This window comes from Streptomyces sp. NPDC055025, from assembly GCF_053608565.1.
This window is the reverse complement of sequence record NZ_JBSGVS010000005.1, coordinates 1-22,074: the sequence shown is the minus strand read 5'-3', so window position 1 is coordinate 22,074 and position 22,074 is coordinate 1. Positions and strand designations below refer to the sequence as shown.

General features: G+C 72.1%; 19 protein-coding genes and 1 pseudogene. 7 read left to right on the top strand and 13 right to left on the bottom strand.

What is annotated here, in order from left to right:
* Positions 1 to 150: 150 nt before the first annotated feature.
* The gene (locus ACWGDX_RS04665; RefSeq protein WP_453622228.1) at positions 151 to 1,188 is read right to left on the bottom strand and encodes a hypothetical protein; all 1,038 of its coding nucleotides are present in this window, start codon (positions 1,186 to 1,188) and stop codon (positions 151 to 153) included.
* Between the two features lie 154 nt (positions 1,189 to 1,342).
* Here ACWGDX_RS04665 and ACWGDX_RS04660 point away from each other — a divergent pair, with 154 nt between their 5' ends.
* Positions 1,343 to 3,250 (top strand): caspase family protein, encoded by a 1,908-nt coding sequence (locus tag ACWGDX_RS04660; protein ID WP_453622226.1) that lies wholly within the window; start codon positions 1,343 to 1,345, stop codon positions 3,248 to 3,250.
* 50 nt (positions 3,251 to 3,300) lie between these two features.
* Here the strand turns inward: ACWGDX_RS04660 and ACWGDX_RS04655 are convergent, their stop codons facing one another.
* The 10 genes from ACWGDX_RS04655 to ACWGDX_RS04610 all read right to left on the bottom strand — a co-directional run bounded on the left by ACWGDX_RS04655 (position 3,301) and on the right by ACWGDX_RS04610 (position 13,075).
* A complete protein-coding gene (locus ACWGDX_RS04655; protein WP_453622224.1) occupies positions 3,301 to 6,186 on the bottom strand; it encodes a CHAT domain-containing protein in 2,886 nt (961 codons plus the stop codon).
* Between the two features lies 1 nt (position 6,187).
* The gene (locus ACWGDX_RS04650) at positions 6,188 to 6,862 is read right to left on the bottom strand and encodes an RES family NAD+ phosphorylase (RefSeq protein WP_453622222.1); all 675 of its coding nucleotides are present in this window, start codon (positions 6,860 to 6,862) and stop codon (positions 6,188 to 6,190) included.
* A gap of 2 nt (positions 6,863 to 6,864) precedes the next feature.
* A complete protein-coding gene (locus tag ACWGDX_RS04645) occupies positions 6,865 to 7,533 on the bottom strand; it encodes a hypothetical protein (protein ID WP_453622220.1) in 669 nt (222 codons plus the stop codon).
* Positions 7,524 to 8,666, bottom strand: coding sequence for a hypothetical protein (locus tag ACWGDX_RS04640; protein WP_453622218.1), 1,143 nt, complete (start codon positions 8,664 to 8,666; stop codon positions 7,524 to 7,526). The genes ACWGDX_RS04645 and ACWGDX_RS04640 overlap by 10 nt, the downstream gene beginning before the upstream one ends.
* Positions 8,667 to 8,904: 238 nt before the next feature.
* Entirely contained in the window at positions 8,905 to 9,756 is an 852-nt protein-coding gene (locus ACWGDX_RS04635; RefSeq protein WP_453622547.1) for an ABC transporter permease, read from the bottom strand.
* 59 nt (positions 9,757 to 9,815) lie between these two features.
* Positions 9,816 to 10,727, bottom strand: coding sequence for an ABC transporter ATP-binding protein (locus tag ACWGDX_RS04630; protein WP_453622216.1), 912 nt, complete (start codon positions 10,725 to 10,727; stop codon positions 9,816 to 9,818).
* Positions 10,724 to 11,089, bottom strand: a complete 366-nt coding sequence (locus ACWGDX_RS04625) for a transcriptional regulator (protein WP_453622214.1) — start codon at positions 11,087 to 11,089, stop codon at positions 10,724 to 10,726. Before ACWGDX_RS04625 ends, ACWGDX_RS04630 begins: the two co-directional genes overlap by 4 nt.
* Positions 11,086 to 11,616 (bottom strand): hypothetical protein, encoded by a 531-nt coding sequence (locus tag ACWGDX_RS04620; RefSeq protein ID WP_453622213.1) that lies wholly within the window; start codon positions 11,614 to 11,616, stop codon positions 11,086 to 11,088. The genes ACWGDX_RS04625 and ACWGDX_RS04620 overlap by 4 nt, the downstream gene beginning before the upstream one ends.
* A 44-nt stretch (positions 11,617 to 11,660) precedes the next feature.
* Positions 11,661 to 12,350 carry a GNAT family N-acetyltransferase gene (locus ACWGDX_RS04615; RefSeq protein WP_453622211.1) on the bottom strand — a complete coding sequence of 230 codons (690 nt, stop codon included), beginning with the start codon at positions 12,348 to 12,350 and terminating at the stop codon, positions 11,661 to 11,663.
* Entirely contained in the window at positions 12,347 to 13,075 is a 729-nt protein-coding gene (locus ACWGDX_RS04610) for a DUF2470 domain-containing protein (protein WP_453622209.1), read from the bottom strand. Before ACWGDX_RS04610 ends, ACWGDX_RS04615 begins: the two co-directional genes overlap by 4 nt.
* Before the next feature lie 92 nt (positions 13,076 to 13,167).
* On the opposite strand from ACWGDX_RS04610, the gene ACWGDX_RS04605 reads away from it, so the two are divergent.
* The gene (locus tag ACWGDX_RS04605; protein WP_453622207.1) at positions 13,168 to 14,148 is read left to right on the top strand and encodes a threonine ammonia-lyase; all 981 of its coding nucleotides are present in this window, start codon (positions 13,168 to 13,170) and stop codon (positions 14,146 to 14,148) included.
* 217 nt (positions 14,149 to 14,365) lie between these two features.
* Complete coding sequence (locus tag ACWGDX_RS04600) at positions 14,366 to 15,889, top strand: bifunctional aminoglycoside phosphotransferase/ATP-binding protein (protein WP_453622205.1); 1,524 nt, start codon at positions 14,366 to 14,368, stop codon at positions 15,887 to 15,889.
* 48 nt (positions 15,890 to 15,937) lie between these two features.
* Here the strand turns inward: ACWGDX_RS04600 and ACWGDX_RS04595 are convergent, their stop codons facing one another.
* Entirely contained in the window at positions 15,938 to 17,278 is a 1,341-nt protein-coding gene (locus ACWGDX_RS04595) for a universal stress protein (RefSeq protein WP_453622203.1), read from the bottom strand.
* 73 nt (positions 17,279 to 17,351) lie between these two features.
* Positions 17,352 to 18,320 (bottom strand): Acg family FMN-binding oxidoreductase, encoded by a 969-nt coding sequence (locus ACWGDX_RS04590; RefSeq protein WP_453622201.1) that lies wholly within the window; start codon positions 18,318 to 18,320, stop codon positions 17,352 to 17,354.
* Between the two features lie 355 nt (positions 18,321 to 18,675).
* On the opposite strand from ACWGDX_RS04590, the gene ACWGDX_RS04585 reads away from it, so the two are divergent.
* From ACWGDX_RS04585 to ACWGDX_RS04570, 4 genes and pseudogenes are all read left to right on the top strand, one after another.
* On the top strand, positions 18,676 to 19,362 hold the full coding sequence (locus tag ACWGDX_RS04585; protein WP_453622199.1) for a CBS domain-containing protein: 687 nt from the start codon (positions 18,676 to 18,678) through the stop codon (positions 19,360 to 19,362).
* Complete coding sequence (locus ACWGDX_RS04580; RefSeq protein WP_453622197.1) at positions 19,359 to 20,252, top strand: universal stress protein; 894 nt, start codon at positions 19,359 to 19,361, stop codon at positions 20,250 to 20,252. Before ACWGDX_RS04585 ends, ACWGDX_RS04580 begins: the two co-directional genes overlap by 4 nt.
* Before the next feature lie 277 nt (positions 20,253 to 20,529).
* Positions 20,530 to 21,573 carry a zinc-dependent alcohol dehydrogenase family protein gene (locus ACWGDX_RS04575; protein ID WP_453622195.1) on the top strand — a complete coding sequence of 348 codons (1,044 nt, stop codon included), beginning with the start codon at positions 20,530 to 20,532 and terminating at the stop codon, positions 21,571 to 21,573.
* A 301-nt stretch (positions 21,574 to 21,874) separates the two neighbouring features.
* Positions 21,875 to 22,074: pseudogene (locus ACWGDX_RS04570) on the top strand (methyltransferase); the annotation flags it as partial.

Here is a 22,074-nt window from a genome sequence, read left to right as displayed (position 1 = left end):
GTAATCCCTGGTGGATCAGCGAGCGGCGTCGGATGCGGTGCATCGCAAGGCGGAGGGGCGCCCGCATACTGGAAGTATTCGGGTGTTCCGACAACGCTGCGAGGTGCCGTAGCCGTCGTCGCGAGCCCGCCGGGGATTACGGGACAGCCCTTAGCCCCGCAGCCTCACCCCGAAGCGACTCCGCAACCGCGCGACTTCCCACCATGCCACCGCCGTTACCGACGCCGGTCCGCCGAGGACCGCGCAGATCTGGATGAACAGCGGGCCCGGCGGCATGCCCGCCGTCAGATTGATGGCCGCGAGTTCCCACACCAGAACCCCGGTGAGCAGCGCCGGAAGCGCCGCGTGCACCTCGGAGACACCGAACACGGTACGGACCACCGTCGGCGAGGCGAAGAGGACGAAGAACACGACCCACAGCACCGGATACATCAGCGCGATCGTGATGAGCGGAGCGACCGTGACGTTCTGATATGTCCGGTCGAGGAGCATCACGCCCGCGAACAGCAGCGGTACGGCCGTGAAGGCACCGAAGTACCAGAGCACCGACCGCACGGCGGGGCGCAGCCGGGCGCGCATCTCCGGCCGCGCGGCCGGAGGCGCCAGCCGGAAGAGGACGGCGATCACCACGGGTGCGGTGAGGAGCAGCAGCCAGGGTGTGATCGTCAGCCGGAGCGTGTACTGCTCCTGGATCTCCGCCCAGTCCTCCCCGCTGCCGTAGACCACGAGGATCAGGAAGGACGCCGCCAGCGCGAGCCAAGTCCTGGCCTTCTGCACGCGCGTCATTTCCGGGTCCTGGATACGGCGGTGGCTGTACGGCGAGAATTTCCGGCGTGCCTGCCGACGGGCCGAGCGCGCCACCGGGTAGGCCAGCAGCAGCAGGAATCCGGGCAAGAAGCAGAAGAGAACGGGGATCCATATACAGCCGTGGACGGGCAGGCGGCGCAGCAGTTCGAACAGCGGCGGCCAGTCGTCCTCGCGCAGTTCCTGCCACAGCGAACGGGGCCGGACATACGGCCGGTAAGGCGGCGGCCCGGCATAAGGATGCGGCCCGGGATAGGGATGCTGCCCGGGATAAGGATGCGGCCCCGCATAGGGATTCGTCCCGCCCTGTGGTGGCACACCTGGTGCCGGTGTCCCGTCCGGCCGCCACGTCGGGCCGTACGGATTCTGTCCCCCGAAAGTCACGCTGGCTTCCTTTCTGGTCCTGAATGGTTCCAACTCTCCAGACGGAACATTCAACTGCCTTGGGCGCGCTCCGGCACGCCGACGGCGGCAACCGCCCGGCAACCGACCCGGGAACGCCCCGCCCGCGCCCCGGACGGCCTGGCAGTATCACCGCATGCGGACCGTGTACGCCCTGTTGGTGGGCATCGACGACTATCCGAAACACCCGCTGAACGGCTGTGTGAACGATGTGGAGGCGGCGGAGCGCTGGTTGCGGCGGCAGACCGGATTCGTGCCGGAGATCCTGCGGCTGCGCGATGAGCGGGCCACGAAGGCGGCGGTGACCGAGGGCATCAGACACCACCTCGGGCGGAGCCGCCCCGGCGACACGGCCCTGCTGTGGTTCAGCGGTCACGGCAGCGAGGAGACGACCGACGACCCTCGTTCGGCCACCGGCACCTGCCAGGCGCTGGTGTGCCACGACAGCCTCGACGAGGGCGGGCAGCCGCTCCTTCAGGACACCGAACTGGGCGCGCTTCTCGACGAGATCGCGCAGGACGGCACCCATGTGATCGCGGTCCTCGACTGCTGCCACTCGGGCGGCGCCACCCGCGAGGCCACCGCGCGGGGAGTCGCGTGGCGGCCCTGGTGGCGTACGGCGGATCCCGGCGTGTCACGGTCCGCCGGCGCACCGGGCCCGGTACCGCGCGAGCATGTCCTGCTCGCCGCGTGCCGCCCGCAGGAGAAGGCCCACGAGGCGGTGATCGACGGTCTCAGCCGCGGATACTTCAGCCACGCGCTGCTGCTGGCTCTGGACCGGCTCGGCCCCGCGGCCACCTATGGCGCGCTGCACTCCCTCGTCGAGGAACGCGTCCGCGGCGCGCACCACGCCCAGCACCCCGAACTGCGCGGGCCCGAGGACCGCCTCTTCCTGTACGGCGACGCCGCGGCCGGCTCACCGTTCCTGCTGCGCCACACAACGGCGGGCTGGGAGGTCAACTGCGGCTACGCGCATGGACTGCGGGCACCCGGAGCCGAGTTCACCGTCATCGGCGCCGTTGGAAGCATCGGCCAGGAGGACGTCCGGCGGGCGGGCGGGGCCCGGAGGGTCGTGGTGCGCGAGGTCCGCGCGGAGTCCTCCCTGGTGGAGCCGGCGGACTGGCGGCCCGGCGCGGACGAGCGGGAGACGGTGCACGGCGTGACGCCGTCCGCGCTGGCGTTCCCGCCGGCCGTCGTGACGGTCGTGGGACAGCCCGACGCCGTACGCGCGGTCTCGGCCGCCGTCGCGAGCGCGCCCATGCTGTCCCTGGCCGGGGACAACACCGGGGAGTGGACCGGGGAGTCGACCGGAGACGCGCCGGCACTGCTGGTCGAGGCGGGCGGCGGCCGGGCCCTGGTGTCCGGGGGCGGCGGGCACCCCCTGGACCCGCTGCCGCTGCGGTCGTCCGCCGACGCCGACCGGGTCGCGGACTGTCTTACGCACATCGCCCGCTGGCACCGGCTGCGGGACCTCGCCAACCCCGATCCGTGGCTGTCGTCGCTGGTGCGTGTGACGGTCGAGCCGCTGGTCGGCGACTTCCGGTACACCGTGACCGGCGAGGCCGTCTGCTCGTACACCCGTGACGGCCGGGAACCGCGGGTACGGGTGCGGATCCACAACGACTGGGTGAACCCTCTGTGGTGTGTTCTGCTCGACCTGGCGGACAACTACGAGTCGTCCCCGGGACTGTACGAGGGTGAGTTCGTCGCCGGGGGAAACGCGGGCATGGCGCGGCGGGGCGAGCCGGTGTGGCTGCGGCTCCCACCGGGCCGTCCCGTGGTGCGGAACGCGTTCGCCCGGGACTGGCTGAAGGCGATCGTCGCCGAGAACGAGCTGAACATCGCCCCGTTCCGACTGCCCGCCTGGTCCCTGGGCACATCCGGCGCCGCTCGCGCCGGCGCCGTACCCGCGGGCGGGGGCGGGGGCGGGGACGGGCTGCTGCGGTTCGTACCGCCGCGCGGCGGGCGCCTCGCGGGCGGTCCGGCGCACGAGGTGGGCCGGTGGGGCACCGCCTCGGTGCTGGTACGCACCGAGGTGCCCTGATCCGTTGGGGTGCCCCGATCGGGCGAGGTGCCCCGGTCCGGCGGGCGGGTTCACCAGCCCAGATGGGTGAACCCGGCCCAGCCCGCCAGATCGCCGGCGTCGATGTGCGGGACGCGGGCCACCATGTCCGCCGGCATCCCCGGCGGCGCCTGCCGTCCGCCGTTCAGCATCCACAACTGGGCGCTGCGCAGGGCCCGGCCGGGCGGCTGCCCCTCGCGGCGCATGTAGTGATGGGTCATGTACATCAGCAGGGAGGTCGCCTCGTCGGGCACCGGCCACAGGGAACCCAGCACGGAGCGGGCCCCCGCGACCAGGAACGCGGTGGACAGGCTGTACGCCTCGTCATGGCCGTGGCCGGACACACTGGTGCTGCACGCCGCGAGCACCACCAGCTCCAGATGCCGGTATCTGGCCACCCCCTCGGTCAGCTCCTCGGCGGCCAGCCGCCCCCCGGACAGCAGGAGATACGCGCTGCGCCGCTCGCCCCGCTCCACCACCCCGTGGCAGGCCAGGTGCAGTACGCCACCGCGCTGCCGCCGCAGCCGGTCGGTCAGGGCGGCGGGGGTGGCGTCGCCGGGGCCGAGCAGGGTGCCGTCCGGGTAGAACGTACGGTGGATGGCCGCGGCCTCCTCACCCGCGTGGTGCAGGTCCCGGGTCGGGTTGCCGACGACCAGGGCCTGCCGTGCGCCGGTCTCGGCCCTGGCGGCGACCTCGCACAGCAGACGGGCCGAGGGGAGATAGGAGATCTCGGCCTCCTGGCAGGCGTGGCGCCGCGCACCGCGCCGGCCGGGGAGCCGCGCGGCGTGCCAGGGCACCACTCCCAGTTCGGCCATCGGGACCAGGACGACGGAGGGCGCCCGGCCCCAGCCGCGGGGCAGTTCCTTGAGCAGGGGGGCCATCACCGCGGATCCCGCCCAGTCGCAGAGCCGCTCCAGCGCGGCCCGGCCACCGTCCGGCGGCGACTGCTGCTGCTGCTGGGGAGGCGGGCTCGCCGTGGGCGGACCGCCCGCGGTACGGCCCGGGGTACGGCCAGGCGGACCGCCCGGTGCGCGGCCAGGCGTACGGCCCGGGGCGCCGGTGGCCCGGTACTCCGCCAACGGGGACGCTTCGAGGGTCAGTCCGCTGAGCCGGACCGGTGTGACGGTGCCGTCGGCGGTGACGACAAGCGCCGTTCCCGGGACACCGTCGCCGCCGGGCACCAGATACACCAGGGCGGTACGGCCCATGGCGCGCAGGGCCTCGCCGATCTCGCCGGGCGAGGGCAGTTCCAGCAGCCGCCGCCAGCGCGGGGACGCGGTGAGTGCCTGAAGCACACGCCGTCGCAGCCGGCTCGACGGTCCCGAGAACGTGACCCCGCCGGTCAGCATCGTCGCCTGCCCCACTTCGGGTACGACGGCTCCCGCCGCACGCCACTCGTCCGCGAGGGCGGACTGCCCGAGGGCGGTCAGCATGTCGGGCACCGTCGCCGCCGCGGTGGCCGCGTGCAGGACGAGCCCGCGCCCGGCGTCCAGCGCGCGGACGGCCTCGTCGTAGGCACCGTCGGTGATGCACCAGCGGGCCACGTCGAGCGCCTGCTCTCCCGCGCCGCGGCCGGTCTCCGCCGCGTGCGCCGTACCGGACTGGAGCAGCACGCTCCAGGCGCTCGCCCCCACCGCGTCGAGGCCCACGCGGCGGGACTCGGCGTGATTGAGGCGTGCGACCCGTCTGTCCAGCGTCTGGGCATCGCCGCGGACACGGTAGGCGAAGGCCAGGGACGTGCCGATGGACCCCCGGAGCGGGTGTTCCGGGCCGCCGGCCAGTCGCAGACTGTGCTTCAGCCAGGAGATGCCCTGGTCGAGGTGGTGGGAGCGGTCCGCGGGGGGCAGCTTCCCCAGCACGGCGAGAGCGTGATGGACGGTGCCCAGGATCGACGTGCAGCGGATCCAGCTGTCGTCGTCGGGTTCGAGCAGGTCCAGGGCCTCCTCAAGGAGCTCCATCGACTCGACGATGCCCTGGTGGTCGCCGGTCGCCAGGTGATGGACAATCCTGCCGAGCCCCATCTCCCGGAGCCGGTCGGCCCGCGCGTCGCGCGGCAGCACCGAGATCTGCCGGCGCACCTCGCGCAGAGGGGGCAGGACCGCGATGGTGTCCGGATCGGACCGTCCGGTGCTCCGCTCCCGCAGCATCCGCAGGTGGCCCCTGGCGGTTTCGAGGTTCCCCTCCAGCGCGACGCGGTCCATGTGATCGGGCGACAACCGGGCCAGGATGGATTCCAGTTCGCGGATGTTCCCGGCGAGCGCGTCCTCGTCCTCGCGCCGGCTGGCCTGGTGCATACGGAAGGCGGTGAGCTGCGCGGCCATGTGCAGCCGCTGGGTCTCGTCGAAGGCGGGTGAGTCGCGCAGCCGTTCGAGATCGGCGACGGCGGAATCGAAGTCGTCCTCCCCGCCGCCGAGTTGGGCGAGATTGACCCGGACGCCGGCATGCACCAACGTGATGTTGTCCTCTTCCGGACTGCCGGGCGGCAGCATGGCCCGCGCTTCTTCGAGATGCGCCAGAGCGGTCTCCAGTTCCGCGGGATTCCCGAGGGGACCGTGCATCGCGAACATATTGCCCAGGACTATGATCTGCGCCTGCCACCGCGGGTCCGCCGGCCCGTGGTCCCGCGCCTCACGGAGGAGCTCCGCCCGGTACCGGCCGGGGAGCGGATCGTGGAATATCAGCATGGTCACGACGCTGAGCACATGCCCCGCCCGCATGGCGGACATCAGGGTGCCCCGGGGCAGAGCGCGCCAGTCGTGGTAGAGCCTCTCGTACGCCTCGGCCGCCGTGGCGCAGCCGAGATGGTCGAGCACCACGTCGGCCATGCGGCCCATGTCGCGCCCGTCGGTCACGCCCCCGTTCGACGCCTGCTGGATTTCGTACACCAGGGTGCTGAGGTCGTACGGCTTGTCCGCCATGTCAGAGCGTCCGTCCTCGCTGCCGCGGCGCGGTATGTGCGCGATACGGGGCGAGCACGCCGTTGAGCCACTCCTCGCCCCGCCGGGTGCCGAAGTCGACGGGGCCGGGCCCGGCGGATTCCAGAGGCGCGGTCCCGCAGCGGTCCTGGAACAGGACCGCGACCCGGTCGGCGGGCTCGCGCTTGGAGGGCCAGACGAATCCCTGGGCCCAGGGTTCCGTGCGCCGCCGGATCCAGTGGCCCCAGTCACGGGTCTGCGGATAGTCCGCGCCCTCGGTGTGCACCAGCCAGGTGTCCTGCGCCACCGCCGCCAGGTCCGTACCGGACATCAGGGACACGACCTCGATGTCGGCGGTCAGCCGCAGGAACGACAGGCTGCGCCGCTCGAAGGCGACTCGGGGCAGCAGCCGTGGTGAGCCGTCGCTGTCGAAGGGCATCGAGCGCAGCAGCACCTCGCACACGGCGGCGCCGGCGCTGAAGCCCAGGTAGAGGAAGCCGTACTTCTCGTACGTGGTGCTGTCGAACCGGCCGCCGTAGTAGAAGGGGTGCGCGGCCCGGGAGTTGAAGCCTGTCGCCTCACGGTGGGTGGTGTGCACCCGGAAGACGGGGGTGCCCGCGGGCAGCGTCGCGCGGTTCGGCTTGCCGGGCAGGACATCGGGGGGCGGGTACTTGGGCACGGCTACTCCTCCCCGTCCGGGACGGCCAGGGCACGTGCCGCGCCCAGTAACTCCTGGTCGCGGTCCCGGCCGAGGAGACCGGCCGGCGCGGTCCCCGTCCAGGCGTTGGCGCCCAGCCACCAGTCGGCCGCGCCCCACGGGTCCGTGTCCGCGCCCAGCTCCTCGTTGACCGCCAGGACCACCCTCCAGGGCATGGCCCCGGCCTCGAACTGAAAGGCGGGCAGGCGGCGTTCGCCGTTGTGATGGGACAGCACGATCAGGCGGGGGTCCATGGGCCCACCGATGTCGTCCGGGCTCAACGTCGCTACCGCCAGCAGCCGTTCGCGCAGCGGCCCGAGATACGGGCCGACCATCGGGTTGCCGTCGATGACGAGCAGGCACAGATCGGCGGCGGCGTACCCCTGGTGGAGAACGGCCGGTGACGTGCCCGCGAAGCGTTTCGTGTTCCCCTCGCGCCACAGCCGGACCGCGTCGTCGGCGGGCAGCGCGTCCAGCACGGCCCGTACCGCCGCGTCTGCGGCCGACCGTTCCTCGGCGCTGCCGCTAGGGGCCGTCCGCAGACCGGTCAGCTGTACGGTCAGCGTCCGGCGCCCTCCGGTGTCGAGCAACGCCGATATCCGGGGCCAGTCGGCCGCGAAGGCGGCCAGCATCATGAAGGGGTTCACCCGCACATCTGCCCTTTCTCCTCACCGGGGTGCGAGCCGGCCGCCTCCGGCGGAAGCGGTCGCGCGCCGAGGACGTCCACCACGAGGTCGGCCACGAGCGGCCTTCGTACGATCAGATGCAGCTCGTGGTCCGGCGCGGTGTTCGCGGCGATCGCCGTCCAGAGAGCACTGACACTGGTCTCGGGGGGCAGGCCACCGCGGCCCGCGCCGAGGAGCGGGAAGCAGACGGACCGCAGCGGCGGTGCGTACGCGTCGCGTTCCCGTGTCATCAGCCCCAGTACGCGGGCGGCCGCCCCGGCCACGTACTGCGGGGTGACGTCGTAGTCGTTCGTACCGGGCCGGGGGACGGCCACCGCCGCGTGGTAGATACGGCGGACGCCGCGCTGGGCCAGCGCACCGGGCCCGGTCGGCGCGACCGTGCCGGCCTGGGCCGGGCGGTGCAGTACACCGTGTTCCTCGCGCCAGCGCATCAGGTCCTCGTTGACGGGGTCGGCGATCACATCGCCCGCGGTGTCGCGCACCGCCGCGGCCCGGCGCAGCGACGCGGACACGGACGCCTTGTACATCTCCGGCAGGCCGAGATGGGTGTTGCTCGGGGAGACGACGACGTCCACACCGCGCAGCAGCTCGACGGGATGGACATGCAGCACGACCCGCAGCGGCTGCCGGGTCCGCGATAAATCCAGCACCCGGTGCTGGAGATGGGGGGCCAGCAGCGCGATCCCCGCCGGTGGTGTGCCCCGCATCCCGGTGCCCGCGAGCCAGCACACCTGTTCGGCGATCTGCCCGAGGACCATCTCCTCCTGGCTCTTGCGGAACCGCTCCACGCTGAGGCTGTAGACCCCGGCCGCGAGTCTGCGCCGGTCCGCCGCCGCCCGGTCGCGCATACCCGGGGACAGCCCGAGGGTGAGTTCGGCCGCCTGCTGAAGGTCGCCCCCGCCGAGCCGGGAAACGGCCGTACGCAGCAGGTTCTCCACCTCGACGGGCCAGGCGTCCGTGACGGCGCCGGGGACCGACACGGCCGCGAGCCTCAGCAGGGGAAGCTGGAGGTCGCGGATACGGACCAGCCCCTCCAGGCGGACCATCTTCACCTCCCGCAGAACCGACGCGACGTCGAACTGTCCAGCGCGAGGTGACATGAGCCCATGATTGTGCGCGGGCTGCGGGATCACAAGGTCACGCGGAACCAACGCCCCACACTATGGGCCCAGGCCGCTGCCGCCGGGTCCGCGGCAGGTCGCCGCCGGGTCGACTTCAGGTCACGGCGCCTCAGGTCACGGCGCCTTCCGTACGCCCGTGTTCCGGCTCCCGGCCGTTGTCGCGGGTCACCGGGCCCGGCGATCCGCGGACGTGGTCGCGCATCCGACCGGAGAGGACCTACGCGGGCAGCGCGCCGCTCTGTGCCGCCTTGCGGTGGCGCGCGGACAGGCGGGAGCCGGACTCGCGGCGGGCGGCGCGGCGCAGGAGGGGCACCGCGAGGAGGAACCCGAGGACCGCCCAGGCGGTCAGGACCAGGGCGACCATGGGCAGTTCCCAGGAGCCGGCCGCCTCGGCGGTCCGTGCCGTGTCGGGGAGCAGCGCCGAACGCAGGCCCTGCGCCATCCACTTGAGCGGGAAGACCGCGGCCACCTGCTGGACCGGCACGGGCAGCGAGGTGATCGGGAACACCGTTCCGGAGGTGAACAGGAGCCCCATCGTCGGCAGCATGATCAACGCCAGCGCCTCGCGGGGGTTGGGCAGTACCGCTCCTATGGCCGCGCCCAGCGGTACGACGGCGAGCAGCCCGAGCGTGGTGACCCACAGCAGCGTCAGCCAGTCGCCCGGCCCGTGCGGCAGTGGCCCGTCCACCAGCAGCGCCGCGGCCGCCAGGAGCAGGGCCAGGGTGCCGACCGCCACGACGACCACCAGCACGCACTTGGCGACGAGGTAGGCGGGTATCCCGCCGGGTGTGGCGCGCAGCCGCAGCAGGGCGCCTTCCTCCCGCTCGGCGACAAGCATCTGCGGGAGGTTGATCAGTCCGATCTGGAACAGCAGGTAGGCGGCGAAGCCCGCCAGCATCAGATGGGCCATCGGGGTCCGGGTGCCGGGCACGTCGCCGCTGATGTAGGCGGCGACGAGCAGCGCGACGACCACGTTGGTCAGGTGGCCGGACATCTCCTTGCCGTTGCGCAGGAGGTGCCGCAGCTCGATGCCGCCACGCTGGAGTCCGGCACGCCGGCCGTTCGTCATGGGCGTCCTCACGGGTGACTTCACAGGTGTCTTCACGGCTGTCTTCACGGGTGTCTTCGTCATGCGGCCCGTGCCTCCTCGTCCGCGTCCCCGTCCGTGCCGTCGGCCTCCCGGTGCACCATGTGCAGGTAGGTGTCCTCCAGCGTCGGGCGGCGGACCTCCAGGCCGGCGATCGGGCCGTCCGTGTGCTGGTGGAGCTCCCAGACGAGCCGTGAGGGGTCCCCGGTGCGTTCGCGGCGGGACGTCCCGTCGTCGGCCGTCCAGCGGACCTCGGCGCGGGCGGCGGCCCGCCGGGCCAGTTCCGCGGGTGTGCCGCAGGCCCGGATCCGGCCGCCGACCAGCATGGCGATCCGGTCGGCGAGCCGCTCGGCCTCCACCAGGTCGTGGGTGGTGAGCAGGACGGTGACACCCTCGTCGCGGGCCAGCCGTTCGACCAGGACGTGGAACTCGTGCCGCGCCTCCGGGTCGAAGCCGGTGGTCGGCTCGTCCAGGAAGAGGAGTTCGGGGCGGCCGACGATGCCGAGCGCGACGTCCAGCCGCCGGCGCTGGCCGCCGGACAGCCGGCCCACCTGCCGGCCGGCCTGGTCGGTGAGGCCGACCAGGGCCAGCAGTTCGGCCGGGTCGCGCGGGTCGGGGTAGTACATGGCGAAGTGCGTCAGCAGCTCGGCGACCCGCCAGCGCTGGTGGTCGCGCCAGGACTGAAGGACCAGTCCGATCCGGCCGCGCCACGCGTCGTCGCCCCGCTCCGGGTCCGTACCGAGGACGCTCACCTCACCGGCGGAACGTTGGCGGAAGCCCTCCAGGATTTCGACGGTGGTGGTCTTCCCGGCACCGTTGGGGCCGAGCAGCGCGAAGACCTCGCCGCGGTGGATGTCCAGGTCGACGCCGTGGAGGACGTCGATGTCGCCGTAGGTCATCGTCACGTCGCGCGCGTGGACGACGGGCTGGGCGTGTGTGTGCTCCGGCGTCATCGTCCTGCCCCCGAGTGATGTCGCTGTCGTGGTGGTGTTTCGGGTGGTGCTTCGGTCTCCGCCAGGGGACCGGCGCCCTCGACGATCGCCCGGAGCGCCGCGACGTGCCCCTCGAAGGCGGTACGGCCGCGGTCCGTCAGCCGTACCCTGGTGCGCCGCTTGCGGCCGCCGCCGTCCTTGTGGAGCTCCAGATATCCGGCCTCCTCCAGGGTGTGCAGCTGTTTGGAGAGTGCGGAGTCGCTGAGCGAGAGGCTGTCGCGGACGAACGCGAAGTCCGCCCATTCGGTGGCGGCGAGCAGCGCGACCACCGACAGCCGGGTGGCGGGGTGGATCAGCTCGTCGAATCCGGCGGGGATGCTCATCGGTCCACCCCCGTGCCCGTGCCCGTGCTGGTGCTGGTGCCGGCGGACTGTGTGCCGCGGTCCCGTGCCGACCCGGCCGCCCAGCGGCCCGACGGCCCGACGAACAGCACGAACACCGTCGCCGAGACCGTGGCCTGGATCAGACTGCCGGGCATCGGCTCCAGCGAATCGACCAGACGGCCGGAGAGCAGGGCCGTCCCGCCGGTCACCACCGCCCCCGCCACGAAGGTGCCGAACATCCGCGGGGTGCACCGGGTGTGGTGCAGGCGCACCCGGCTCCGGCGGTTGTGGAGCACGGCCAGCACGCCCAGCAGCGCGGCGTACACGGCGATGGCCAGCCCCACACCCCAGCCGGGCAGGTCCAGGCCCAGACCGGCCAGGAAAAGCCACATGAGCGCGGCCGTCGCCCAGGTGGTGCCCCAGCCGCCCGCGGCGAACCGCTCGACCTCGTCGTACACCCGCTCCTGCGGCACTCTGATGCGCTGAAGATCTCTCCATGCCTGTTCGGCATCCACCGGCGTGCTCACGTCGCTTGCCCTCCCGTCCCCGCTTCACTTTCCTACGAGGAAAGTTACCCTTGGCTTTCCTCGTAGGCAAGTCGGCGACACGCCTCACCCTCGTCGTGCGCCCGCACCTGCGGACGGGCCGGCTCACACCCGTCGGCAAAGGTCCCGACGCATCGGGAGAGGACCGTCGATCCTCGGCGTGGGTCGAGTGCGGCCAGCCAGGCGGCAGGTGCGGTGCTCGCGTCGCAGATATGGAAGGCGTGCCGCAGGAACAGCTCACCGCCGCCGGTCGTCGCGGTGAACACGGACCGAGGTCCGGCCTTGGAGAGAACCGCCCGCAGCAGGGCCGAGCCGACGCCGCGCCGCTGACTACCGGGGGCGACACAGAAGTTGTAGACGACCGCGGCGCTGCGACCGGCGTCCGGCCACGCGGCCCGCGAAGGATTCCGGTACACGGGCGAGCGCGCCGGGTAGACGGGTGAGCACGCCGGGTAGAAGCGCAGTGCCACACAGCCCTCGATGGTTCCGGTCGCCGTCGCGGCGACGAGGAAGCGCCCGGCATGGCGAGCGTAATGGCCTTCCGGACGCTCTCGCAGCGCGCCGCCGCGGACAAACGTCGATGACAACCGGTGCAGGGTCCGGGCGTCCGCCGGCGTGGCGGTCCGCACCACGGGCCGGTCGAGGCGGTGATCGGAAGCGGGCATGGCGGGGGTCAATGGCCTCTCGCTCTCGCGGTCGGCCGACAGCCGCGTCACGAGTGTTCGGAGCGGCACCGGTGCGAGTCGCCCCGGCGCGGGGAAAGGAGCTGCGCGACCCGGACGCCGATGTCGTCCGCGTTCCGGGCCGGCGAACGGAACGTGAGCCGCACGTCCTGGTGTTGCCGGGCGTACTCGCAGCGCAGGACGAGCCCGTAGCGGTCCAGCGCGAGTGGACGGAGGCGGACAACGCCCTGGAGGACGTTTCGGTCGACGAGTCCGCTCAGCTGGGCGACCACATCGCCGTGGTCCCGGTCGAGATGAGTGAGCAGCGCCGCTTCTTCGACGGCCAACGGGTCGGGCCGCGCGGCGGCCAGTTCACCGAGGCCGACGCTCGCGGTCCCACCGTCCCGTTCGATGGCGGCGCGGGCCATGTCCAGGCGGAGGACGAGCACCTCGGGCGCGTCCTGGATCTCGGCCGGGGTGAGACGGCCCGCGAGGGTGACGCGCGAGCGGACCCGGTCGCGGACCGGTACGGGGGCGAGGTCGGTGAACTCGATCAGACCCGCGAGGGTGCCACCCGGCGCGAGCACGGCCTCGTCGGCGAGCGGGCTCTCCGAGGGAACGCGCAGCCGCAGCGTTCCGCGCCCGTCAACGGTGTGCATGGACATCAAGTCGTAGCCATTGCCGTCGGTCGTGAGACTCAAGGAGTCGGAACGTGTCATGACCGAACGGATCCGCTCGGCGTCGGTGGGTCCGGCCGCCCGGACATCTGCGAGAGCCATCAACACTCCTTAGGTTAGCCTAGCCTAAGTTAGCATCGCTCGGCGGATATATCCTCAACGGAGCGGCACCGCCGGCACTACGCTGTCGTGTCGTGCTGGAGACGCGCCTTGACACCGGTCGGATCCGGGCGGCTCGCCGGGTGATCGATCCGGTTTTCCTCGACACTCCGCTGTACCGCTGCGAGGCGCTGGAGCCCGCCCTCGGGTGCGCGGTGAGCATCAAGCTCGAAACGGCGAACCCGGTCCGCAGTTTCAAGGCCCGCGGTACCGAGCTCGTCGCGAGTCTGCTCGCCGCCCACGGTCCGCGGGCCGTGGTGTGCGCCAGCGCGGGCAACCTCGGCCAGGCCCTCGCCTGGTCCGGCCGCGGCCGGGGCCTCGACGTCACCGTCGTGGCCTCCCGCTCCGCGACCGTGGCCAAGCTCGATCGCATCCGCGCGCTGGGCGCCGGACTGGAACTGGTGGACGGCGACCACGAGACGGCTCGCGAACGGGCCGCGGCCATCGCACGGTACGACGGCATCCGGCTCCTCGAAGACAGCCTGGACATCGAGACCTGCGAGGGCGCGGCGACCATCGGCCTCGAACTGCTCGACACCGCACCGTCGTTCGACACCGTCCTGATCGCTCTCGGCGGCGGCGCGCTGGCCACCGGCATCGGCCATGTGCTGAAGGCGCTGGCGCCCGAGGTCGAGGTGATCTGCGTCCAGCCGCTGGGCGCACCCGCGATGACCCACTCGTGGCGCACGCGGCGCGTCGTCACCACCGACTCCACCGACACCATCGCCGACGGCGTCGCCGGCCGGTTCCCCATCCCGGCCGTCCTGGACGACCTCCTCCTGGTCGCCGACGACGCCGTCCTGGTCCAGGAGGCATCGATCACCACCGGTATGCGCATGCTCCTCGACCACGCCGGCCTCGTCGCCGAACCCTCGGCCGCGCTCGGCATCGCCGCGATCCTCGAAGACCGCGGCCGCTTCGCCGGCCGGCACGTCGTCACCATCGTGTGCGGCGGCAACGTCGACATGGACGCCTACCACCGCTGGGTCGGCGCGGCTCCCCTCCACCGGCCCTGACCACCGCTCATGTGGCTGGGCTGGGGTGGGCGGCGCTGGGCTGCGCTGGGCTCATCAGGTGATTCGTATTCGGTCGCGGGGAGGTTCAACCACGGTGCGGGTATGCGTCGGATGGCGTCCCGGGGCATCTGCCGCCCGGTGATCCGGCGTCCGCCGGGCGGCGGCGGAGTTTCGGGCGCGACACATCCGCACCACGGGCGGAACACTGAGGAAAGTGATGTCATCGAACCGCGAGGTGTTCCGCGCCGGTGGTGGTTCCCGCGCGGAACTGTCCGAGACGCATACCGCGGTCGTGGTGTTCATCGACGAGCACGCCTACAAGGTCAAGAAGGCCGTCGACCTCGGCTTCCTCGACTTCAGTACGCCGGCCGCCCGTCTCGCGGCGTGCGAGCGGGAGGTCCGGCTCAACCGCCGTTTCGCGCCCGACGTGTACGAGGGTGTCGCCGAGGTCCACCTGCCGTGGGGCGGCCCGCCGGAACCGGTCGTGGTGATGAGCCGGATGCCTCCCGGCAGCCGACTGGCACACCGTGTGGGCATCGGGGCCCCGGTGGACGACGATCTGCGCAGGATCGCCCGCCTGCTCGCGGCTTGCCACGCCGACTCGCCACGCGGCCCCGTGATCTCCCACGAGGGCACCCGTGACGCGCTGCGAGCCCGTTGGGAGGCGAGCTTCGAGCAGGTCCACGGACTCAGCGGCCAGCCTCCTCCGAGCGGCATGGCGGAGATCGAACGCCTGGTGCGGCGCTATCTCGACGGCAGACGGAACATCTTCGACTCCCGTATCCGGGAAGGCCGCGTGGTGGACGGGCACGGCGATCTGCGGGCCGAGGACATCTTCTGCCTCGACGACGGCCCCCGTGTGCTGGACTGCCTGGAATTCGACGACACCCTGCGTTACGTCGACGGCCTCGACGACGCCGCGTTCCTCACCATGGATCTGGAGCACCTGGGGGCGCCCGGCGCCGCCGCGTACTTCCTCGCGCGCTACAGCGAGTTCTCCGGCGATCCCGCTCCGCCGTCCCTGCGTCACCACTACGTCGCCTACCGCGCCTTCGTCCGGGCGAAGGTCTCGCTCTTCCAGGCCGGGCAGGGGAGCGCCGTGGCGCGGTCGGACGCGGAACGGCTCGCGGCTCTCGCCCTGCGGCACCTGCGGACCTCGGCTGTACGGCTCGTCCTGGTCGGCGGTCTCCCCGCGAGCGGGAAGTCCACCCTGGCGGGCGCGCTCGCCGACCGGCTGGGACTCACCCTGCTGAGCAGCGACCGGCTCCGGAAGGAACTGGCCGGTGTACCGCCGGAACAACCCGCGCCCGCCGAGTACGGGAAGGGCGCGTACACCCCCGAGTGGACACGGCGTACGTACGAAGAGCTGATCGACCGGGCCTCGGCCCTGCTGTCCCTGGGAGAGTCCGTGGTGCTCGACGCCACATGGACGGACCGTACATGGCGGACCATGGCCGCCGAGATGGCCCGGGACCGCAGCGCGGATCTGGTTCCACTGTGCTGTGAGGTACCGCCGGGTGTGACGGCCCGCCGGCTCGCCGACCGCCCTCCAGGGCCTTCCGACGCCGGTCCCGGCGTGGCCGAAGCGATGGCCGCGGCGGCGGATCCGTGGCCCGAGGCGGTCAGGGTCGATACGGGCGGACGGCTGGAGTCCGCGGTGGAGCGGGCGGTGGAGGTGGTACGCCCGGACGGCGCGGAGCGGACGAGGATCTTCCGGCGTCCCTATATGGAACCCGGCTGACAGCCGGTGCGCGTGACCGCGCGACAAGCCGGCATGAGCCCGCTCCGCTCACGGACCGGTGGCCGGAACGGGGCCTATCCGACGGCCCGTCATCCGGGCGGGGAAAATCGCGAGCCACAGCCGGCGGTGGTCGCCCGCCCACGGGGCGGTGTAGGCCTGCTGGTCCAGTCCGCGCGCCGCGGCGTCTCCCGTCACGGCACGCGCGACGCCGACGACATTGACACTCCAGCCCTGGCGCACCGCGTCGTCGACATGGTCGACCTCGAAGACGACCTCGTGTTCGGCGGCAGCCGCCGCGACGGTGCCCGGGGCCGTCCTGTACGCCACTGAGCCGTCCCCCGCCACGACATAGTTGACGGGAACGACAGCGGGACCGTTGTGCGTATTCACGGCCACCCGACCGACACCATGCGTCGAGAGGAGGGCACGGCACTCTTCGCCGCTCAACATCGTGAACCGGGACTCCGACGCGGGCTCAGGTTCGGACGCGGGCTCGGCTTCCGTGTCGGCCGCGCGGTCGGTGGCCGGGACGACCGCGACCGGGCAGGCGGCGTGGTGCAGCATCGCGTGATTGACACGGCCGAGCTGGAGACCGACGGCGGCGTGCCGACGCTTCGCACCGACGACCAGCAGATCGGCACTCGTCGCCTCCTCAAGGAGTGTCTGATGCGCCGTGCCCTGGACGAGCCTGCGCCGTACGACGACGTCGGAGTGATCGGCGTCGACCGCCCCCAGGAGCTGGTCCAGGCACTCCTCCGCCTCCTGCCGGTACGCCTCCGCCTGGTCTCCGCCGATCATCTGGCACGGTGTGATCTCGTAGGCCGGGTAGCGCCAGGCCCGTACGGCGACGAGTTCGCAGCCCCTCAACCGCGCCTCGCGAAGGGCGAAGCGCGCGGCGGCGGTGCTCCCGGTGGAGTTCCCGACGCCGAGGACCACCCGCCGGGAGGCAGGTCGCCGGTCGGTCTCCTCGCCGCGGACCACGACCACGGGACAGCGGGCCCTGGCCGCGACGGCCAGGCTCACGGATCCGAGAAGCATGGTCCTGACCGGGCCGCGTCCACGGGATCCCACTATCAGAACGGAGGCGTCCGGCGCCGCTCGCAGCAGCGCCGTCACCGGATCCTCCGGCTGGATGTCGGTGGACACCTTCACATCGGCGGCGAGACGGTGCACCCGCTCCTCGGCCGTGGCGACGACGTTCTCCGCGAATATCCGCTCGGAGGGGCGGTCGGTGCCGAGCCCCGTGAGGGGTGCCTCGTAGTGTTCCCACAGCGAGGCATGGACCAGTCGCAGCGGCAGGCCGGAACGCGCCGCCTCGGCCGCCGCCCAGTCGACCGCCTCAAGGCTGCCTTCGGATCCGTCCACTCCCACGACCATGGGAAGTTCCATGGCTGCCACCGCCTCTCGTCGTCGTTCGCGCCGTCGTTCGCGCCGTTCTTCGCATCGTTCTTCGGGGCGCCGGTCAGTCGCCGATCGTCAGCACGTCCCGTACCGGGCGGCGTGGGGTCCGGGGGCCGCGAGGGCCGTAGCCCAGGCGCAGGACCATCTGCACATGTCCGGAGCCCGACACCGGATCGCGGAGCAGCCAGCTCAGTTCCGGCCGTTCGAGTGCCTGAGTGGCGGGTGTACCGGACAGTCCGCGCAGTGTGGCGAGGAGCAGCACGCGTTCCATCGCCTCTCCCGCGCGCAGCCAGTCGCCGGGTCCGTTCCCCGGAGTGCTCAGCAAGGACAGCTGGGGCCGGTCCTCGAAGTCCACCATCGGTCTGCCGGGCACCACGCCGCTGCCCGCGAAGTCGCGCACCGGAGCCCCGCCGCCCCTCTCGCGCGGTCCGAAGGCGTAGTCGGGGACTCCGTCGGCGTATGAAGCGGACGCGGAGTTCCAGGTCCACCGGTGCAGCTCGGCCTCCCTTCCGGGGGACATTCGGCTGTATCCCTCGGCGTCCCGGATCAGATCCACGACGAACTGGAGGTGCGGGCCGGTGAGGAAGACGAGTTCGGCGCCCTCCTGCCCGGCGGCTCCGGCAAGCGCGCGCCGGTCCTCCTCCGGCACCTCCTGGTCCGAGAAGGGCTGACGGCTGGTGTGCCTCTCAAGGATCGCCGGGTACAACGCGCGGAGTCCGTCGTCCGGTGCCTCTGTCGCGGTCGCCGCGGATTCGAGTCGTACGGTCGCCAGGAGTACGGGATCGCGGGGGTCGGGCAGCACAGTCGTCACCGGGCGGAGCCCCTGGTGGACGGCCGCGACCCGGAGGTTCAGCAGTGCGGCACCGCAGCCCATGTGCAGACCGGCCAGGGTGGGGTCGGAGTCCGGCATGGCACGGTCGAGGTCCGCGGAGAGGGCGAGGGTCCGGCTCTCCGGGGTGTAGTGGAAGCGCCAGGGCTGGGCGTTGTGCATGGAAGGCGCGGCCGTGGCCTCGGTGACCAGGCCGCTCACCGTCGTTCCGTCAAGCGTGGGTGACCACACGACTGCTCCCGATTGGGTGACTGCTCCCCCGATGGGGTGATACCCGTTTCTCTCCGACCTCCCTGCCAGCCTGCCGCCGCCCGTCGGGTCGGCGGCAGGGGCCGTACGGCCCTGTACCGGGGCCCGTCGGCCTGAAGGCGGGGCCCGTCGGCCCGGAGTGGGGGCCGGTCCCCCTCTGTTCCCGCCATGAGGGGCCGAGTGGCTCATGGCGTCCGGCGGTGGGGCCGGAGACGGTGGAGGAGAGGAGATATGGCCGCGCCCTCGCGGTCATGGCCATGAGACACGGTCACCCATGAGAAACGGCCACAAAGGGAGCAGTGAGGACATGGACCACCGCAGCATCAGTGAGCTGATGACCCACAACGTGGTGAGTGTGCGGCCCGGCACCCCTTTCAAGGAGATCGCCAGGACACTGGCGGACCACGACATCAGCGCCGTACCCGTGATTGACACCGCGGGCCGTCCGGTCGGCCTGGTGTCGGAAGCGGATCTGCTGCGCAAGGCGGCGGGACGGTCCGATCTGTCGGGCCGGACACCGCTGCCGGACCTGGAGGCGTGGGAGCGCGCCCGTGTCGAGGGCAGCACCGCCGAGGAGATCATGTCCGCCCCGGTGGTCCGCGCGCACCCCGAGTGGACCGTTGTGGAGGCCGCCCGTCTCATGGCGGTGCAGAACGTCAAGCGTCTGCCTGTGGTGGATGAGACGGACACACTGCGTGGCATCGTCAGCCGCGCCGACCTGCTCAGGGTGTTTCTGCGGCAGGACCACGCCATCCGGGACGAGATCACACACGATGTCCTGGCCGAAACGCTCGGCCTGGCGCCGGGGGCGGTCACGGCCGATGTCAAGGAGGGCGAAGTCGCCCTGCACGGCACGGTGGAGGACGGCCGCCTGGTGCCCGTACTGCTACGGCTGTGCCGCAGCGTGGACGGTGTCGTGTCGGTCTCCGAGGATCTGAGGCAACCGGTGTGGGACGCCGGCGCCTCCGGTCCTGGCCGCGGAGCGTCGTCATGACACCGGTCGTCACCGTTGGACTGGACGGCACCCCCGAGTCGCTGTCCGCCGTCCGCTGGGCGGCGCGGGAGGCGGAGCTGCGGCAGGCGACGCTGCGTCTGCTGCACGCGTGGGTACTGCTGTCCGTCGAACCCGGCGGGGCCGTCCGGGAGAGCGATCAGAACTACTGGGCGGAACGGATCATGGCGGAGGCTCTGCGTACCGTCACCGAGCACCACCCGGATCTGTCCGTCGTCGAGGACCTGGTCGCCCAGGACCCGGTGAGCGCGCTGCTCGCGGCGGCGCGGGAGTCGGACGCGCTGGTGCTCGGTTCCCAGGACATGGCGCCCATGGCCAGCTACTTCCTCGGCCGAACGGGCCTGCATGTGGTGGCGAGAGCCGACGGCCCCGTGGTTCTCGTGCGCGCCGGGGACGACCGGGGCGACCAGGATGACACCGCCTCCGTGTTCGAGGGACGTGATGTGGTGATGGGACTGAGTCTGCACGGTCCCCGCGACGCCCTGATCGAGTTCGCCTTCGACAGTGCGGCGCGGCGCGGGGTCACCCTGCGGGCCGTCCACGGCAGGAACCTCCCGCCGCCCGCGTTCACTCATGGCGGCGCCGACCCGTACACCCCGGGGACGGTGGCCGGGAGGGCGGCGCGGGAGGCATGTGAGGAACTGGCGGGGGCGCTGCGGCCCTGGCGGGAGAAGTTCCCGGAGGTGCGCGTGGAGGACACGGTGTGGGTGGAGAGTGCGGCGCGGGCGGTTGTCCGGGGCGCGGCCGGAGCCGGACTGCTGGTGGTCGGCCGCCGGAGGAACCGGCCCGCGCTCTCCCCCCGGGTCGGACATGTCCTGTCGGCGTCCTTGCATCACGCGCCGTGCCCCGTGGCCGTCGTCCCCCACGACTGAGTTCCCGGAACGAACGGGCCGACGGGCCGTACGGGCCAGCAGGCCGTACGGGCGAACAGGTCGTACGGGCGAACAGGGAGGCAGCCGGGCCGAACGGTCGGCGGGTGCCCATGCCCAACGGGTCGGCGGGTCCCCGTACGGGGCCGGTCGGCCCATGCGCCCGCCGGGTACACCGCCGCAGGCTGGGCGTAGGGAGAAAATCCCCGAACACCCCTGAATCAACCACCGATCGCCATCGGCGGGCCACCACCGACTCGCCGGCGAGGAGATGCGCGTCATGAAGGCATTGGTCTTTCACGGGCCCGGACGGTCCTCATGGGACGAGGTCCCCGAACCCTCGGTCAAGGACGGGGCGGATGTGATCGTCCGCGTCGACTCGGTCACCATCTGCGGCACCGATCTGCACATCCTCAAGGGAGACCTCCCGGAGGTCGTTCCCGGGACCGTTCTCGGTCATGAGGCCGTCGGCGAGGTCGTGGAGACGGGTGGTGATGTGCGTACCGTACGGCCCGGCGACCGGGTGCTGGTGTCCTGCGTCTCGGCGTGCGGGCGCTGCCGTTTCTGCCGCGAGGCCCGGTACGGCCAGTGCCTGGGCGGCGGGGGCTGGGTACTGGGACATCTCATCGACGGGACGCAGGCCGAGTATGTGCGGGTGCCCTTCGCCGATCTGTCGGTCCACCCACTGCCCGGTGCCCTGGACAGCCAGGACGCGGTCCTGCTCGCCGACATCTTTCCCACCGCCTACGAGGTGGGGGTGCTCAACGGCCGGGTCCGGCCGGGCGACACGGTGGTCGTGGTCGGTGCGGGGCCCATCGGTCTGGCCGCCGTCGCCACGGCCCGGCTGTTCTCACCGGGCCGTGTCATCGCGGTCGATCTGGCGCCGTCCCGTCTTGAGGTGGCGCGGCGGATCGGCGCGGACGCGGTGGCGGACGCGAGGGAGGATCCCGCGCATCTGATCGCGGATCTGACCGGCGGACTCGGGGCCGATGTGGCGATCGAGGCGGTGGGGCTGCCGGAGACCTTCGAGCTCTGCACCCGCATGGTGCGACCGGGCGGGCACGTCGCCAATGTCGGAGTGCACGGCAAGCCGGCCGTACTGCACCTGGAAGACCTGTGGATCAAGGACGTGACCATCACGACAGGGCTGGTGGACACCTTCTCCACGCCGATGCTGACGGATATGGCGACCGCCCGCCGGCTGCCCACCTCGTCGCTGGTCACGCACAGCTTCGAACTGGACCGGATGGAGGAGGCGTACGACGTGTTCTCCAGCGCTGAGAGCGGAGCGCTGAAGGTGATTCTGGAGCGGTCCGCGACCTGAGCGAGGAAGGGCGCCGAGGACATGTCCGCGTAGGCACGGCCGTCCTCGGCACCGCCGCCTCCCGCCACCGCGAGAGCGCGTCCCGCACCGAACCGTCGCTCCCCCGTCGCTCCCCCGGCGGTCCCCCGCCGGTCCCCGGCGGTTCGGCCGGCACATGGAAGGGCGGGCAGGGGGCAGGTGGCCCGGTGATCGCCCCAGCAGTGGCGGCGGAGCACAGGTGCGCAGAGGCTGGAGAAAGGGTTGGTTCAGCGCCTGGCGGAACGATCACACCGCTGGACCGCACTCCCACCGGAGGTACCCGATGACGACCGCCGCCCTGACGCCCGCCGACCTCGGCTCCCTGTGGACCCTGCCCGGGGTGTACGCCCCTCAGGACGACACCCGCCTGCTCGCCCGAGCGCTCCACGCGGAAGGTCTCGCGGCGGACATGGATCTCCTGGACGTCTGCACAGGCGGCGGCGCGCTGGCGGTGCTGGCGGCACGCATGGGCGCCCGGGTCTC